The 16052-nt window shown below is 32.7% G+C and carries 17 protein-coding genes and 1 riboswitch; of the genes, 11 read left to right on the top strand and 6 right to left on the bottom strand.

The features are described from left to right. Positions 1-22 precede the first annotated feature (22 nt). Genes FC80_RS07730 through FC80_RS07710 form a run of 5 tightly spaced genes read left to right on the top strand, consistent with a single transcriptional unit; the run spans position 23 to position 3365 of the window. Positions 23-352: a cyclic-di-AMP receptor gene (locus tag FC80_RS07730; protein WP_057829563.1), complete on the top strand. Its 330-nt coding sequence runs from the start codon at positions 23-25 to the stop codon at positions 350-352. A gap of 11 nt (positions 353-363) precedes the next feature. Continuing rightward, positions 364-1359 carry a DNA polymerase III subunit delta' gene (gene holB / locus FC80_RS07725; RefSeq protein WP_057829562.1) on the top strand — a complete coding sequence of 332 codons (996 nt, stop codon included), beginning with the start codon at positions 364-366 and terminating at the stop codon, positions 1357-1359. 15 nt (positions 1360-1374) lie between these two features. Then, positions 1375-1719, top strand: a complete 345-nt coding sequence (locus FC80_RS07720; RefSeq protein ID WP_057829561.1) for a DNA replication initiation control protein YabA — start codon at positions 1375-1377, stop codon at positions 1717-1719. Beyond that, positions 1716-2603: a 16S rRNA (cytidine(1402)-2'-O)-methyltransferase gene (gene rsmI, locus FC80_RS07715; RefSeq protein WP_057829560.1), complete on the top strand. Its 888-nt coding sequence runs from the start codon at positions 1716-1718 to the stop codon at positions 2601-2603. The genes FC80_RS07720 and rsmI overlap by 4 nt, the downstream gene beginning before the upstream one ends. 18 nt (positions 2604-2621) lie before the next feature. Continuing rightward, positions 2622-3365: an acyl-[acyl-carrier-protein] thioesterase gene (locus FC80_RS07710; protein ID WP_057829559.1), complete on the top strand. Its 744-nt coding sequence runs from the start codon at positions 2622-2624 to the stop codon at positions 3363-3365. A gap of 111 nt (positions 3366-3476) precedes the next feature. On the opposite strand, the gene FC80_RS07705 is transcribed toward FC80_RS07710, so the two are convergent. After that, positions 3477-4451 (bottom strand): asparaginase, encoded by a 975-nt coding sequence (locus tag FC80_RS07705; RefSeq protein WP_057829558.1) that lies wholly within the window; start codon positions 4449-4451, stop codon positions 3477-3479. A gap of 151 nt (positions 4452-4602) precedes the next feature. Here FC80_RS07705 and FC80_RS07700 point away from each other — a divergent pair, with 151 nt between their 5' ends. Beyond that, positions 4603-5670, top strand: a complete 1068-nt coding sequence (locus FC80_RS07700) for a YdcF family protein (protein WP_083486950.1) — start codon at positions 4603-4605, stop codon at positions 5668-5670. Between the two features lie 111 nt (positions 5671-5781). Here the strand turns inward: FC80_RS07700 and FC80_RS07695 are convergent, their stop codons facing one another. Beyond that, a complete protein-coding gene (locus FC80_RS07695; protein WP_057829557.1) occupies positions 5782-7290 on the bottom strand; it encodes a ClC family H(+)/Cl(-) exchange transporter in 1509 nt (502 codons plus the stop codon). Between the two features lie 605 nt (positions 7291-7895). Between FC80_RS07695 and FC80_RS07690 the strand changes: the two genes are divergently transcribed. Continuing rightward, positions 7896-8600: a helix-turn-helix domain-containing protein gene (locus FC80_RS07690; protein ID WP_057829556.1), complete on the top strand. Its 705-nt coding sequence runs from the start codon at positions 7896-7898 to the stop codon at positions 8598-8600. A gap of 195 nt (positions 8601-8795) precedes the next feature. Here FC80_RS07690 and FC80_RS07685 read toward each other — a convergent pair whose 3' ends face one another. From FC80_RS07685 to FC80_RS07670, 4 genes are all read right to left on the bottom strand, one after another. After that, positions 8796-9353 carry a TMEM175 family protein gene (locus FC80_RS07685; protein WP_057829555.1) on the bottom strand — a complete coding sequence of 186 codons (558 nt, stop codon included), beginning with the start codon at positions 9351-9353 and terminating at the stop codon, positions 8796-8798. 371 nt (positions 9354-9724) lie between these two features. Continuing rightward, complete coding sequence (locus tag FC80_RS07680; protein WP_057829554.1) at positions 9725-10381, bottom strand: NAD(P)-dependent oxidoreductase; 657 nt, start codon at positions 10379-10381, stop codon at positions 9725-9727. Between the two features lie 292 nt (positions 10382-10673). After that, positions 10674-11606 (bottom strand): hypothetical protein, encoded by a 933-nt coding sequence (locus tag FC80_RS07675; RefSeq protein ID WP_235807256.1) that lies wholly within the window; start codon positions 11604-11606, stop codon positions 10674-10676. A 186-nt stretch (positions 11607-11792) separates the two neighbouring features. Continuing rightward, positions 11793-12668 (bottom strand): alpha/beta hydrolase, encoded by an 876-nt coding sequence (locus FC80_RS07670; RefSeq protein WP_057829552.1) that lies wholly within the window; start codon positions 12666-12668, stop codon positions 11793-11795. Between the two features lie 163 nt (positions 12669-12831). Beyond that, a riboswitch (THF riboswitch) is annotated at positions 12832-12928 on the top strand. Positions 12929-12963: 35 nt separating this feature from the next. On the opposite strand from FC80_RS07670, the gene FC80_RS07665 reads away from it, so the two are divergent. From FC80_RS07665 to tsaD, 4 genes are all read left to right on the top strand, one after another. Continuing rightward, on the top strand, positions 12964-13494 hold the full coding sequence (locus tag FC80_RS07665) for a folate family ECF transporter S component (RefSeq protein WP_057829551.1): 531 nt from the start codon (positions 12964-12966) through the stop codon (positions 13492-13494). Between the two features lie 212 nt (positions 13495-13706). Further along, entirely contained in the window at positions 13707-14429 is a 723-nt protein-coding gene (gene tsaB, locus FC80_RS07660) for a tRNA (adenosine(37)-N6)-threonylcarbamoyltransferase complex dimerization subunit type 1 TsaB (protein WP_057829550.1), read from the top strand. Further along, positions 14404-14991: a ribosomal protein S18-alanine N-acetyltransferase gene (rimI, locus tag FC80_RS07655; RefSeq protein WP_057829549.1), complete on the top strand. Its 588-nt coding sequence runs from the start codon at positions 14404-14406 to the stop codon at positions 14989-14991. The genes tsaB and rimI overlap by 26 nt, the downstream gene beginning before the upstream one ends. Beyond that, positions 14984-16015 carry a tRNA (adenosine(37)-N6)-threonylcarbamoyltransferase complex transferase subunit TsaD gene (gene tsaD, locus FC80_RS07650; protein ID WP_057829548.1) on the top strand — a complete coding sequence of 344 codons (1032 nt, stop codon included), beginning with the start codon at positions 14984-14986 and terminating at the stop codon, positions 16013-16015. The genes rimI and tsaD overlap by 8 nt, the downstream gene beginning before the upstream one ends. Positions 16016-16052 lie beyond the last annotated feature (37 nt).

Below are 16052 nucleotides of genomic sequence, written 5' to 3'. Positions count from 1 at the left end.
TTCAAAGATGGAGGAAAATAAAATGAAAATGATTATTGCAATTGTTCAAGACAAAGATAGTAATCGGCTAAGTAATTTGTTTATTGAATCAAATATTCGTGCAACAAAATTGTCAACAACTGGCGGTTTTCTAAAATCAGGTAATACAACTTTTATGATCGGTATTGAAGAAGAACGAATTGATGATGTTTTGGAATTAATCAAAGAGACATCAAGAACGCGCAAGCAGTTTATGACGCCGCCTATTAATTTAGATGCTTCAATGGATTCATCTGCAGCTTATCCAGTAGAAGTTCAAGTTGGGGGAGCAACAGTTTTTGTGTTACCAATAGATTCGTTCCAACAATTTTAGGAGTACTATTCATGGAAGAAAAATTTGATATTTGTGAGCAGCAGCAAAAACTTACTGATTACTTTGGTACATTAATAAAGCAAAAGCACTTGGCACATGCATATCTATTGGCTGGGCCAAAGGGAATTGGAAAATTTGAATTGGCTAGATGGATTGCCCAAGGAATTTTTTGTCAAAATAGAATTGATGGTAAACCATGTTTAAATTGTTCAGAATGTCGAAGAATAGCTACTGGCAATCATCCGGATATTGTCCATACAGTTCCTGAAGGATTATCAATAAAAGTCGAACAAATTCGCTTTTTAAAGTCAGAATTTAGCAAGAGTGGTATAGAGAGTAGCCAAAAGGTTTTTATTATTGAAAATGCAGATAAAATGACAGCAAGTGCTGCTAATAGTTTGTTGAAATTTTTAGAAGAACCAAGTGGAAATGTTGTTGCATTTTTATTAACTGATACGTTAGCAAAAATATTACCAACAATTATTTCAAGATGTCAGGTTTTTGAATTGGCTAAAAATTCTAGTAAATATACGATAGGTACACTGGAAAAATTAGGATTTTCCACTGAAAAGGCACTAATTTTGAGTAGTCTAACAGAAAGTACAGAGGAAGCAAAGTTGCTTGCGGAAAACGATAATTTTGATAAAATTCTGCAAAATACTTGTATATGGTATTTACATGTTTTGCAAGGAGATTTACGAAGTTTCGTGGAAATTCAAACAGCTTTATTACCGTTGATTGCTAATAAAGAAGACGAGATAGTTTTGTTGGATTTGATAGCTTTACTTGTAAAAAATTCAATTTCAATATATTACAATGTACAGAAAAATATATTTGTCAAAATACAACCAGAATTTGCTGAACTGATAAGAAAGTTGAATGAAAAGAAAATTACAAAAGCTGTTGAATTAGTATTAAATACAAGAAAGACTTTGGCAATTAATGTTTCATTTCAAAACGTTTTAGAGGCATTGACAATTAATTTAAGACAGTGCTATTACGCATAGGTGAAGGTGGTTTTTTTGAATAAGCGAGAATTATATGATGGATTCTCCGATTTAGGTGCAAAAGCAAAAAAAATGATTGAAGAAATTGAACTCATAAAAGCAGAGATGACAAAAGTCATTGAGAAAAATGCAGAATTAGAGATTGAAAATCAACATTTAAGAACCCATCTAAAGGAATTAGAAGAACAAAAGCACTTTGACGAACAAGGTGGCTTATCCAAATCAAGAAAAAATTTGGAAATGTTGTATGAGGAAGGGTTCCATGTGTGCAATGTTGATAATATGTATGGAACTAGAAGAATCAATGATGAACCGTGTGTTTTTTGTCAAGATGTTATTTATGGGGAGAGAAGGCAATGACACTATCAAAAATGAGTAGCTACCATCAAGAAAGTGGAATTGGGGCTCTTTATTTGGTTCCCACACCGATTGGCAATTTAGGTGATATGACTTATCGAGCTGTTGATGTCTTGAAAGAAGTAGATTTAATTGCTGCTGAGGACACACGTAATACGCAGAAATTATTGAACCATTTCGAGATAAAGACTTCACAAATTAGTTTCCACGAACATAATACTCAAGAGAGAATACCTCAATTGATAGATAAGCTAACAAATGGAATAAATATTGCACAAGTGAGTGATGCGGGGACCCCTTCAATTAGTGATCCAGGGCATGAACTGGTAGTTGCTTGTATTAATGCAGGTATTGCTGTTATCCCTCTACCAGGAGCAAATGCAGGGTTAAGTGCACTTATTGCATCAGGATTATCTCCACAACCATTTTTATTTGTAGGGTTTATTTCCAGGCGAAAAAAAGAAAAAGAATTGCAACTACAGGTTCTTGCAAAAAAGAAAGAAACTTTAATTTTTTATGAAGCACCACATAGGCTAAAAAAAACGTTAGAGTCACTGTCGCTTTTTTTGGGGAAAGAAAGAAAAGTTGTACTATGTAGAGAACTCACGAAGAAATTTGAAGAATTTATCAGAGGATCAATCGATGAAGCAATTACTTGGGCAAGAAATGAACAAGTACGTGGGGAATTCTGCATTATAGTTGAAGGAAATTCAATAGTACTAGAGGAAAAAAGTGAGCAAATAAGTGAATCTTCAATAGAAAGTCAAGTAAAACTATTAATTGAGGAACAGAATTATCGTACGAATGATGCAATAAAAGATGTAGCAAAAAAAAATAAGTTAAAGAAGCAGATTGTATATAACATATACCACCATATTGAATCTTAAAAGAAAGATGGCGATTTTTTGAAGGATAATATTTTTGGTGAATCTCACAAGGTCTTGTTCTACGAAACAGATCGCACAAAACAGACGACAATAGGTATGTTAATCAATATTTTAATGTTAGCATCACAAAATCAAAGCATTTATTTAGGGCTTACAGAAGAAAAAATAAATGATAAAGGTTACGGTTGGGTAATTACTCAACATATTCTAACTGTTGAAAGATTGCCTATCTTTGGAGAAAATATTAGAGTTTATACCAAAGCGAAGTCATATAATCGTTATTTTTGTTATCGTGATTTTTGGATTGAAGATGGTAATGGAACGATAATTACTAGAATGCATAGTGTGTTTGTTCTAATGGACCATAAGAAAAGAAAGATTGCAAGATTACTTCCAGAACTGGTTGAACCATATGGTGGAGAGTACACTAATAAAATTGAACGTTTAGCCAACCCATTGACTGAAAGTAATGCACAATATGTTTCTGAAAAGACATATCGTGTTCGTTTTATGGATATTGATTCAAATCAACACGTTAATAATGTTCATTACTTTGACTGGATGATTGATGGATTAACTGAAGATTTTTTACTAACCCATGATTTGACGGAGATGAATATAAAGTATAAAAAAGAAATACATTATGGTGAAACGGTTGATAGTGAGACAAGTATTTCTGAAAATAAATTAGTAACATATCATAAAATAAGTGCAGAAAATGAAGAAAGTTGCTACGCAAGTTGTACATGGAAAAGCAGATAATTTTAACTAATTGAATTATTTTTTTATTCAAAAAAAGCCTAAGTCACTTCAATGTTTAGGCTTTTTTGATGGAATAGGTTAAATTTTAATAATATATTAAAGTGAAAATCTCTATGAAACAGCGTCACTTAAAAAATCTTTTAACGAATTTCCTGAAAGGCCATCACTCAATCCGACAAGTAACTTAATCCTAGCCTTTTGACCATTCAGCCCATGGCAAAAAATTACACCCATATGGCTTAGTTGAATACCGCCACCGTCATATGAGTAAACTTCTTGTGCTATTCCGTTAAAACAACGAGAAACTAAAACTACAGGAATTTGACGATTAAGTAATTTTTTAAGAATTGGTAAGATCCGAGGTGGAAGGTTTCCTGCTCCTAGTGCTTCAATTACAATCCCATTTGTTTGGTCATTATCCATGAATTCTAATATTTCTGGATCCATTCCTGCATAAGCTTTTACTAAGTACACATGGCTCACAAGATTTTTAATAGGATGGTAGTTGGTTAGCAATAATTGCTCATAAAATAAAATTCGATCTTTTGTTACGAGGCCAATTGGACCAAAAGTGGGGGTGCGAAAGGTTGCAACATTTGTAGTATGAGTTTTTGTAACGTAACGAGCGGTGTGAATTTCATCATTCATAACTACAAGAACGCCCTTATTTTTTGCAGAATCACTAGCAGCTGTTTGGATTGCTGTTTGAAAATTATGAAGACCATCAGAGCCAATTTCATTAGCTGAACGCATTGCACCTGTGACTACCACAGGAAAATCATTTTGGATGGTTAAATCAAGAAAATAAGCTGTTTCTTCTAAAGTATCAGTTCCATGTGTTATAACAACACCATCAATATTTTCTGAGATGGCTTTTAATATACGTTTTTGGATTAAAAGCATTTCTTCTGGTCCGATGTGTGGAGAAGGTAGATTAAAGATATCCTCCGTGATTAAGTTTAATTTATCAACAAAGGGATTTTCAAACATATCTAAGGGATTTATATTATTAGGTGCAACACCACCATCAATATTTTTTGACATTGCGATTGTCCCGCCCGTATGTAGTATAAGGATTGTTTTCATAAGCAAAATCTCCATTTTATTAATTTATTTTATTATAAACAGTTAGTAAAGCAATTACTAGACAATAAGTAGGTTGTTAGTACAATATGAAAATGTCAAGAATGTGAATATCTGTTAAGATTAGTGTATCAATATTTTGGGAGGATAAAAAATGCAATTTAATATGGGAACATTAATGGTTATTACTTCATGGCTCGCACTAGCTATTATGGGTGGAGTACTAGTGATAAGCCTTAAAAAAAATAAATTTCGCTTATTAAATGGAATTCTAGGTAATATGTTCCTAATTATTTCAGGTATTACCGTTGTTTTAACTGTCATGTATAGTCAGGTAGTCTGGCTAGAGTATGGCATTTTAATTCTAGCTATAATTATTTTGATTCCGGTATTAATAACATATTTGTCGCTAGGTTTTTTACTACTTTGGAATGCTATAATTGTTTGGCGCAAAGAAAGTCATACATTAGGGAATATGCTTACTCTTTTTTTAGGAATACTAGTTATTATTAGTCCCCTGATTTTTAGAGGGATTCGAGCAATTTTACCTGGTCCAATTGCGGAAACAATTATTAGTTCAGCATTACTGGTTGTAATGTATTGTATTTTTTGGCTTCTTAGCTTTATTACCTCTTTTTTAATAACAAGGCTTCTACCACCAAAATTAGACAAAAAATATATAATTGTTTTAGGTGCTGGACTACTTGATGGTAAAAGAGTCTCACCATTATTAGCCTCGAGAATTATGAAAGCAAAAGAATTTTGTGAGCAGCAACTCAAAAAAAGTAGTATCAAACCAATAATAATATTTTCGGGTGGACAAGGTAGTGATGAAAAAGTTCCTGAGGGAATAGCTATGAAAGAGTATGCAATAGAGCACGGTATGCAAGACTTGGAACTGATAGCGGAAATAAATTCAAAAAATACATATCAGAATATGTTGTTTTCAAAAAAAATAATTGAGGCTAAGGGTCTTCCATTAGATTCAGGTATTTTTTCAACCAGTGACTATCATACTTTTAGAGCGGCTGGTTATGCTAGATATGTCGGATTAAACATTGATGGAATTGGTGCAAAAACGAGTAAATTTTTTATACCAAATGCATTTATTAGAGAATACATTGCGATTTTGATGCAACATAAACTATTTCATTTGGTAACGCTTGTAGTATTACTATTTGCAAACATTGGACTGGCAGTACTGGATGCAATTATTAATTAAATGATTAAAAACATATATTCGAAATACATAAATATAGGAGCTAGATCAAAAGTTAAATTGATCTAACTCCTTATTTTGTAAATGATTTATAAAGAAAGATAGTCAAAGCAATTAAAGAACAATTGATTTGAGTTGCTTTCGAATAACCTCAGTATTCTCATCAACAGTCCAGAAGATTAAGAGATCATTACTTTCAATAATTAAATCACCGCGTCCAAGAAGTTCATCTCCATTACGTTGAATTCTTGTTAAAATAACATTTTTTGGCCAAGGAATTGCACGAATTTCCTGTCCAACAATTGAACTTAGAACAGGAACTTTGAAATCCACACGAGTTAGTTTCTTGGGATGTTGTGAGAGTTTTTTAAAAGTTATCATTCTGCTTGAGAGTGATTCATAGATTGGTTCGCCGCCAAGAAAATCTACAACTATGTAAGCAATTAATGCAACTAGAGCTAAGGGCATTAGATGTGACAACGAACCAACCATTTCTGTGACTAGAATAATTGCAGTAAAAGGCGCCTTACTTATACAGGCAAAGTAACCTGCTAATGAAAAAATAATAATATTTGGTAGATAAACAGGAGGCAAAAGATGTAAATCAACTCCCAATTTCCCAATAAAAACTCCAATGATTGCACCTAGAGTAAGAATGGGCAAGAATATTCCCCCGGGAGCACCTGAACCAAAAGAAAGCCAAGAAAATCCAAAACGAATAACAAAGATTCCAAAAATAATAGCAAGAGAAGGAGCGTGAACAGCTAGGGAATCAATCAAAATACTACCTCCGCCTAACAAGTTAGGCAAATAGATACCTATAGGTAAAATCCCCACAAACATGATAATGGTTTGCCATTTTCGAGGTATTTTTTGAAGATAACGATATAATAAATAGGTTTTTAGCGTTGCAACTTGATAAAAACGTCCAAGTAATCCAAGTATTACTCCGAGTAGCAATAATATCCAATAATAACGTAAAGGAAAGGTTGCTGTATAATGGATGCTAAGAACAGGTTTTAAGCCAAAAAAATAACTAGTGATTAGATCAGACATTAAAGCAGCACTAAGTGATTGTAACCATAGAAGTGTTGAAAAACTATGTGACACTTCCTCTAAAATAAATAGTGTTCCAGCTAGTGGAGCACCAAATGCTGAAGATAAGCCAGCAGCAGCTCCAGATGCAACTAAAAGGCGCCAATCGTTTTTATTAAGGGATAGTTTTTCTGCGAATATTTGACCAACTGCAGCTCCTAGTTGAACTGATGGGCCCTCACGACCAAGGAATCCACCAGTACCGATTGCTAAAATCCCTGCTATAAATTTACCGTATAAAACTGAATATGGACTGATTGAAAGTTGATTTGTCAGCTGTAATTCAACTTCAGGAATACCTGATCCCATGATGTGAGGTTGTTTTTTTATGAAAAAGCCAATAATGACAGACAATAAAACTAATAAAAATGTAATTAAAAGAAAATTGAAAAAGCCTTCGCCTGCAAAATTATAAATTTTTTTGAAAAAGAATAACATTTTTTCAATGGAAAAACGAAAAGAACTTACAACAATTCCAACAATAATACCAACAATAGCACCTCTAATAATGGCTTGTAATCTAATCAAAACACAAACTCCTTCTCGTAAATAAAAAATATCATCAATTATTATTCAAACACTGAAAATAACAGATTACAAGATAAATTTTAAATAACTGGTATAAAATTTTGATGGATAAAAAAATTAATCATGTTCCTTTAATAATTGAAGCAACATCAACTAATTGAAAAGCTGAAAAGTTATCAAATGAAATAATTAATTGAAGTAGTTACTTGATGATGCACAAAAAGTTGCTTTTTATCTAATTGGGATGCCCATTCAATCTCAGCTAGTGTTTTAAAACTGTTCATAGCAATTGAAAACCATGATAACTAGCAATGGGGTAATAGAAGTTAACATGAACGATTTTTGCTTTTTCTGATATGTGTCTTATCTCTCCCCCAATCTTGCCTGTGTAATCATCATTGTCTATCAATATAATATTTTTTTAAAATGACGATCTTTAAAATAATGTTTCACCACAGCTAACCTGTTTTAGGTTTAGTAAAATCAAAACAAGTTAAATTCAAATTTTTTGGCTGTTTAATATGGAAAAAACGCCAATGTAACATGTTAATTGCGTTACATTCACGATTTTTATGCTAACTTAAAAATTAAGGAGGACTATTAAATTGCAATTTGCTAATGTATTACGAAAAAAAAGAAAAGAGCTTCACTTAACTCAACAACAAGTGGCGGATCAATTACATGTTACTCGTCAAACACTATCACGCTGGGAAAACAATCTAAGTTATCCTAATTTAGATACATTAGTAAATTTAAGTGAATTTTTAGGAATTCCTCTAGATATTTTACTTAAAGGAGCTGGAAATCCAATGGTTAACAAAATTAGTCAAGATGTACGGGACAAAAGCAAATATAAACGATTTTTGCTAGTTGTTTTAGCAATTTTTGTTCTTATCTTTTTATGGTTAAGTGTATTGGGATACGGGCGTGCTACGCAAAATGAATGGATTGATCGTGCTAATCCTTTTTTGAGAATTGAGTATGGCTATGCAGTTCTTCCTAATAAGGTACCAGAAAAGAAAGGAAAAGTGACTATCGTTAATAGTAACAGTAAACGAGTTGATGCGTTCGTTTCTGACGATCCTTTTGGTAGTGGAAGTTGGTTAAAATTTTATACGGGACAATATAATGCTAAGCATCGCTGGGCATTGATTGCTCATAAAGGATCCTATGTTTCGAATATTCGTCTTGTTTCTCGCAGGCAGATTCCCATAGTGATGCGTGAACAAGCTGGTAATCAGTATGTTTCTTATGATGCTCATGCAGAAAAAAGGATTACAAAACGATTTCCATGGTGGCCGTTTAATTAAGAAAATTAGATTTCTAGTGCTAATGCTTCATAATTATTGGGTAATCAACATAAAGAGTGAAGTAGCTAAGCTAAAAACTATTTAGGGTCTATAATTTACGAAACAGCTCTTGAAAAATACATTAAAACATCGCCCAATATCTATATTAGAGATGTTGGGCGATGTTTTTTTAACGATGCACCAGAACTAAATGAATTATTTACTAGAATTTATTAACCAAAAGATTAATATTCCTAGCACAGAAAGTGTAGCAACAAAGGGAATGAAAAAAGTTATTAAAAGAGCAATTAAACCAAACAGAACCACCCAAAAACGAGGCTTATTTTCTGTGTAACATTCTTGCTTTTTATCATCTGGAACTCTCTTAAGTGCGACACGTCCCAATGTATATAGCCCCAAAACAGATAAAGTATAGATTGCTAAATAGCACACACTTGGAGCAACAGAGTCGATATTTTCGCCCTGCCAATTCGTTACCAGAGGAAGTAAACTTATGGGTAATAATAGAGCAATATTAGTCCATAAAAGCGTTCGATCAACTTTTTTAATTGGTGAAATGATCATATGATGGCTAATCCAGAAACTGGCAACAAATAGATAACTTAAAATATATGAGAAGATAGTTTCATAAAAAGATGATTTAATTAGTTCATTCCATGAGGCTGTTTCTGGGGTTTTTAATTCCAAGACCATGATAGTTATTATAATAGCAAAAACGCCATCACTAAAAGCTTCTAATCTGCTTTTTGACATAATAAATTCCTTTCAAAAAGATTAATTAATTAACTAACTACTACATATCAATTGTTTTTTAATGTTGTCGACGTCTAAATTTTACCAAAAAAACTTCTATTACAAAGCTTTTTTAGAACCTAATTTTTATTAAGTTACAACAAATGCAAGTTAAATTTACAAATAAAAAAAAACAGAAGTGAGTTAACTTCCGATTCTAAATAATTTTAACTATCAATAAGATTTGATAAGGTTTAATTAAACTCCAACTTTGTACCAGAGTCTTATAAATCAACTCATTTATTATTATGCTATTCTTTCTTTGATACTATTAATAATATAGTAATGTTTTGCAAGCCTAGAGTTAGATTAGTGTTCTTTTAGCAAGAATTTCAACCATTAGCTACGGTAAATCGAGTTTGATTATGATTATTATTTTTTATTTCTTCAATCACTTTAAATGCCATTGTATCTGCAGTAGTTACTGATACATTTTGCTCATTTACTAGTAAAACATCATTGCCAACTAAAATGTTATCGGCTTTTTTACCGGGTATGTAATTGCTCCCAGGTGATACACCGAACCAATTAACATTCTTAACATGACGTAAAAATTCTAATTCGTATACTTGATTTTCAGGTGTTGCACGCCAAGGCTTAGTGCTTTCATCTGAAGCAATTAAATCATTTGTGAGTTGTGTTTTTGATTCATCAGTGTACAAACTGCCAGCACCTAAGATAAAACCAATTCTAATTGTGGTATTACGTAATAACGCAATTAGGTGTGCAGCTAAATCAATTTGCAAATATGCTTGATCTGGTGAAGTAGCAAAAGCATCAATAATAACATCGATACCTTCAAAGTCTGTCTTGACTAAATCAAAGGCATCTTTGTTAAAAACTTCAATTCCAGAAAATTCACTCTTTAATGCATTTAGTTTTTCTTTATTACGTCCGTTTGCAACAACTGAAAAACCATTTGAAAGTGCTTCGGCCACTAATGACTTGCCAGTCATCCCAGTTGCACCAATAATTAATATTTTTGTCATAATTATATTATCCTTTTAATTTAGTAAGTTCATTATAGTAAAATGGTTTACTAAATACAAACGATAGGCTCTTATTTCGAGATTTAGGGTAAATAAATGTCCAGCTCTAAAAAATCACTGGAAAAGCCTTGTGGACATTAGAAGTAGCACTTAGGAACATGATAAAATACCTTGCAAAAGCTACTATAGCGGTTAACCATAAGAACTTAATTACATGAGGCAATAATTAAAAGCAATATTTAAAAAACCATACTATTTCAACATAATATTGAAATAGTATGGTTTTTTAAAATTAAATATTCTTATAAGCTACGCCGGTTAGTTTGTTGACATCCTTAAAGCATTCTCTAAACGATTTTTCAAGTAAATCAGGGGTGACATTTTTTTCATAAAAATGCGCGAACGTAAATTGCATGAAAGGAAGGTAGAAACAGCATCCAATAGTACCGACAATAGGCCCACCATAAATCATAATAGGTTCCCAGATATAAAAGCCAAAGTAAGTAACGGTACTCCAAATGCCAATCCAAATTGCCAATGGAATAACTAGACCTATTAATAAAAGAAGATATTTAAACTTGAGGTCCCTTATGAAACGTTTGCTTGCCTTTAATGCAAAGCGTTGCGATTGACCCAAAAAACTGGCTTGATTTTCACGATATAAAAACAATGATTGAGAATAAGTGATACCTTTCCAGAGAAGTACTACAAAAGTTAAAAATTGCAATATATAGGTAATAATTGTTAATTTACTTGTGAACACATGAATCACTATGAGTGGCAGTAACCATAGAAAAATAAATAAAGATAGGTACAAGAATAAGCGGAGTATTTGATTTTTATTCAATTGCTTGAATTTTGTGAAAACTCTTGAAAAAGTAACTTTTGCTAGTTCATTTTTCAAAGTATCTTGAATAGCGAATTGAATAGTGGACCGAACAAAGAAAGCAGCAATCGATATAATGAAAAACAAAAGAATACTACTAAGTATTTCTAAAAGACTTATAAATATCAAATAAGTTGATTGCCCATATAATAAATACGTAATGCTAGTAGAAATTGATGAAACGCCAACTGCCAACAATTCGTAATCGAATAAGAACAAAATGCCAGCTACAATTACTAGGAGTACATACATTATGCCACCTAAGAGCCAGTTGTTTTTGAAAATAGTCTTATTTTCATCGAAATAGGACTTTATTGAAGCTAAAGAAAATTTTTCCACAATATGTAACCTCGTCTCGTATAATATTAATCTTAATAAGATGATGGTAGCATGAATTAAGGGCTAAAAGTGAAAATAGAGAAAATATTCCAAAAGATATTACATGAATTTCACAAAAAAAACGATTTTAAAAATTAGTCGATGCTGGTCAGATTTCTAAATGAAACCAAGATTGGATTGTTAAATCTATGAGAGCTTTAACAATAACCAGTCTCTAATTTCATTGATAATTGAATCTTGATACCATTCAGCTGTGCCATGGCCCGCACCATTTACAGTAATATATGAGGCATCTACATTTTTTTTGTAAAGTGCTTCATACATGTGCTGAGATTGTTCAGGTGAGACTAAGGTGTCGGCACTTCCGTGTAAAAGTAAAAAAGGAGGTAGATTATTTGTTACATAACTTGTTGGACTTGCTTTTTTTGCTTTTTCTGGGGAATCATTAATGGTCAAAGAACTATTTTGAGCACCAATTCCATGTATAAGTAAAGCCTCAGGAGAAGAAGTTCCCTTATGAAAAACGGGAGGATTTTTAGTACCCCCAATTGTTGATAAATCAGAAATACCATATAGTGAAACAACGGCAGCAACTTTACTGATTTCAGCAGTTGTTTCAGTTGGAAGAAAATGTGTTGAATTACTTGTAACTCCCATTAATTGGGCTAAGTAGCCACCTGCTGAATCTCCAATTACTGCAATTTTGTTGGTATCAATATGGTAATTAGCACTGTTGTTTTTTAAATATACAAGTGCTTTTTTTGCATCCTCAATTAAACATGGAAACTTATCGGGAATGTGTCGATATTGAGCTGAAGCAACTACCATTCCAGCTTTTGCTAACGCAAGACGTAGTTGAATAAATTTGTGGTAATTAGATGTAGTAAAACCACCTCCAGGAAAGTACAAAATTGCTGGTTTGAGGTTATCTGTTCTAGGTACCAACAGCGACATTTTTAATTCGCGAGTATTCCAGCTTTCTTTTATTTGGGAATAGACAATATCCTCATATTCATCGACTTGGGGTGATGTAATTTTGATAGTTTGCTCGTTTGGATTCATATATTGTTCCTCCTGTATTTAATAGTGGTAATGATAAGCAAATACTTTACTATTACTATTATAGAATATTTTTATACAATGTTAGCAATTTAGTTGGGAAAATAAAAAAATTAACAACATATGTTTTAATATGATACACTGTTAAAGTACGTAAAGTACAAATTTCGGGGTAGAGAATAAAGCGTTAAGTGCTAAAAGGACGGAATGTGTCTTTTAGACGAAAGGTTTTTACCTGCGGTTTTATTTTCGCATTCGCCGCATTTTTTGTGGCAACTCCAAAGAGGAGATGTCTTATATGAATAGTAGTTTTGTTTCGCGTTTGTCGACTCGCAATCTTGTATTAATGGCACTTTTAGTTGCCTTAAATATTGTAGTCGCAAAGTTTTTGTCGTTTGGAATCTGGTCTGTTAGGATTAGTTTCACGTTTGTAATTGTTTTTTTTATGTCTTATTGGTTTGGTCCCCTTCTAGGGGGGATTGGCGCTGCATGTGCTGACATTTTAGGTACTCTGATTTTTGGGGGACTTGGGGGATATTTTGTAGGATTTACAATTTCAGCATTTGCAGGTGCGTTTGTATATGGTGTTTTATTTTACCAAAAAGATATTACGGTTACACGAATAGTAATAGCGGTGTTGGTGAATATTTTTTTGGTAGATGCGCTAATGAATACGTATTGGGTTGCAATATTATACCATGCAAATTTTCTAACAATTTTTCCAATGAGATTTATCAAGGAATTATTAATGGTTCCAGTCCAGATAATTCTTTTGTATTTAGCAAGTAAAAATAAGTCCCTAATGCTACTTGCCAAAAGAATCGAGTAGGTTTAATTAAATTTCTTAAAATTAGGAAAGTTAATATTACAATAGTGGAAACGGTGAAGAGTGTGGACTAAAGTACCTTCATCGTTTTTTTAGTGTTTATTCTTAAAAAAATATTACAATAATTAAAAAATAGGAATACTAGTTTGTTTATAGTAAATTTGTGTTAATATTATCCATAGAATTTAGTTATGGGAGCGGAGCGAAAACATAAAATGAATATATTGGCGATAGATACGTCAAATGAAACTTTGAGTATTGCAATATTAAAAAATAAAAACTTGGTAGCAACAATTACTACAAATCAGTCTAAGAATCATAGTGTAACTTTAATGCCTCAAATTGCCAATTTATTAAAACAGGTAAACATGAGTATTACAGAGATTGATCGCTTTGTTGTTGCAAAAGGGCCAGGATCGTATACTGGTTTACGAATAGGAGTTACAACAGCGAAGACTTTTGCATATACGCTTTCAAAAGAATTAGTTGGTGTTTCTAGCCTTGCTGTTTTGGCTGCACCAATTAATGAAGTTAATACAGTAATCATTCCGATTTTTGATGCAAGACGGGATAATGTTTTTGCAGGAGCGTATCTCAGAGAAAATAATCAGCTTAAAAATGTAATAGTAGATCAACATATTCCGTTAGAAAAGTTACTTGAAAAGTTGTCTGACTATAAGCGATTATTTTTTGTAGGAGTAGATAGTCATAAATTTGCTGAAAGAATAAAAATTGTCCTTAAAGATAAAGAAATTCAGTTTTCTGCCAATGAGCTTGATTATCCACAAGCATATTATTTGGGCATAATGGGACTCGCTCAAGAACCTGTTGATATCCATAGTTTTGTTCCAAAATATCTGAGATTAACACAAGCTGAAAGTCAATGGCTAGAAAAAAATCAGGAGAGTAATGATGAGTCGCTTGTTGAAAAAATTTAACAAATTACTGGATTATTGTTTTAATCATTTTGAAGATACTTCACTAGCTTTTGACAACAAACGGATTATTATAAGTAATCGTGAATTTCTACTATGCAGAGCGTTGGTACCTGATGTTGCTGAAATGACTCAATTACAAAAATTAGTGTATCTAGAAGATAATTCATGGGATGAAGAAATTTTTGAAAGTGAGTTACGTAATGAAAAAAGCAAACTTTATTTAATTATGCGACAAAATGATCAACTTGTTGCATTTATTGGAGCGTCTTTCAATCAAAATACGCGAGATGCACATATTTCTAATGTGGCAGTGAAACCAGATTTTCAAGACCATGGATTGGGAAAGTTTTTAATTGAAACGATGATTACTTGTGCAAGGTACAATAATTATAGTTCGTTGTCCTTAGAAACAAGGTTAAGTAATATTAGGGCGCAAAAGCTTTATAGTATAATTGGGTTTAAGAATATTGGTATAAAGAAAGCATATTATCAATCAAATCATGAAGATGCAGTCAATATGAAATTATTAATAAAAAATGAGAAGGAATTAGTGAATGGGTAATGGTGAGAAAAAAAGAGAATTAATTTTGGCATTTGAATCTAGTTGTGATGAGACAAGTGTTGCAGTTATTGAAGATGGCAATAAAATTTTGTCGAATGTTGTTGCAACACAAGTTAAGAGCCATAAAAGATTCGGGGGGGTCGTACCAGAAGTTGCAAGCCGACACCATATTGAACAAGTAACGCTATGTTTAGCTGATGCAATGGAAGAAGCTAAAGTGACATACAATGACCTTAGTGCTGTTGCAGTAACATATGGTCCTGGTTTGGTGGGGGCTTTATTGGTAGGAGTCGCTAGTGCTAAAGTTGTCGCATATGCACACAATTTACCCTTAATTCCCGTTAATCACATGGCAGGACATATCTATGCTGCAAGGTTTAAAAGTGAGATTAAGTTTCCGGCAATTGCTTTATTAGTTTCAGGTGGGCATACTGAACTTGTTTACATGGCAAGAGAAAATAGTTATCAAATTATTGGCGAAACTCGAGACGATGCTGCTGGAGAAGCTTATGACAAGATAGGGCGAGTATTAGGGCTAAAGTATCCTGCTGGGAAAAATATTGATGAGATGGCACATGAAGGCGCGGATACATTTGCATTTCCACGGGCAATGATGAAAGAAGAAAACTTTGATTTTAGTTTTAGTGGCCTTAAAAGTGCTTTTATCAATACTGTACATCATGCCGAACAAGTTAATGAGAAACTTAATGTTAATGACTTGGCTGCAAGTTTTCAACAAAGTGTAGTGGATGTTTTGGTTTACAAAACAGAACGTGCACTTAATGACTTTTCTGTTAAGCAGTTGATTCTAGCTGGTGGTGTTGCTGCTAATCAAGGATTAAGAGACGGATTAGATGAATTGATAGGTAAATATTCAGGAATTGAATTGCTAAAAGCTCCATTGAATTTATGTGGAGATAATGCGGCGATGATTGGTGCTGCTGGATTTGTAGCTTGGAAAAATGGCGAGAGTGCAGATTTATCATTAAATGCGGATCCTAGCTTAGAATTTGAGTGGATTTAAGAATACAGAAGAGAAAAATGAAATTAGATGGAAAAAA

The organism is Liquorilactobacillus cacaonum DSM 21116 (genome assembly GCF_001436735.1).
Classification (GTDB): domain Bacteria; phylum Bacillota; class Bacilli; order Lactobacillales; family Lactobacillaceae; genus Liquorilactobacillus; species Liquorilactobacillus cacaonum.
Note: the sequence above shows the minus strand (reverse complement) of the source record. Positions and strands in the feature narration are given on the sequence as shown.

Coding starts and splice junctions, on each gene's coding strand:
- FC80_RS07680 (WP_057829554.1), bottom strand. CDS start 10,381: ATGACAAAAATATTAATTATTGGTGCAACTGGGATGACTGGCAAGTCA.
- FC80_RS07670 (WP_057829552.1), bottom strand. CDS start 12,668: ATGAATCCAAACGAGCAAACTATCAAAATTACATCACCCCAAGTCGAT.
- tsaB (WP_057829550.1), top strand. CDS start 13,707: ATGAATATATTGGCGATAGATACGTCAAATGAAACTTTGAGTATTGCA.
- holB (WP_057829562.1), top strand. CDS start 364: ATGGAAGAAAAATTTGATATTTGTGAGCAGCAGCAAAAACTTACTGAT.
- FC80_RS07705 (WP_057829558.1), bottom strand. CDS start 4,451: ATGAAAACAATCCTTATACTACATACGGGCGGGACAATCGCAATGTCA.
- rimI (WP_057829549.1), top strand. CDS start 14,404: ATGAGTCGCTTGTTGAAAAAATTTAACAAATTACTGGATTATTGTTTT.
- FC80_RS07685 (WP_057829555.1), bottom strand. CDS start 9,353: ATGTCAAAAAGCAGATTAGAAGCTTTTAGTGATGGCGTTTTTGCTATT.
- FC80_RS07665 (WP_057829551.1), top strand. CDS start 12,964: ATGAATAGTAGTTTTGTTTCGCGTTTGTCGACTCGCAATCTTGTATTA.
- tsaD (WP_057829548.1), top strand. CDS start 14,984: ATGGGTAATGGTGAGAAAAAAAGAGAATTAATTTTGGCATTTGAATCT.
- rsmI (WP_057829560.1), top strand. CDS start 1,716: ATGACACTATCAAAAATGAGTAGCTACCATCAAGAAAGTGGAATTGGG.
- FC80_RS07730 (WP_057829563.1), top strand. CDS start 23: ATGAAAATGATTATTGCAATTGTTCAAGACAAAGATAGTAATCGGCTA.
- FC80_RS07700 (WP_083486950.1), top strand. CDS start 4,603: ATGCAATTTAATATGGGAACATTAATGGTTATTACTTCATGGCTCGCA.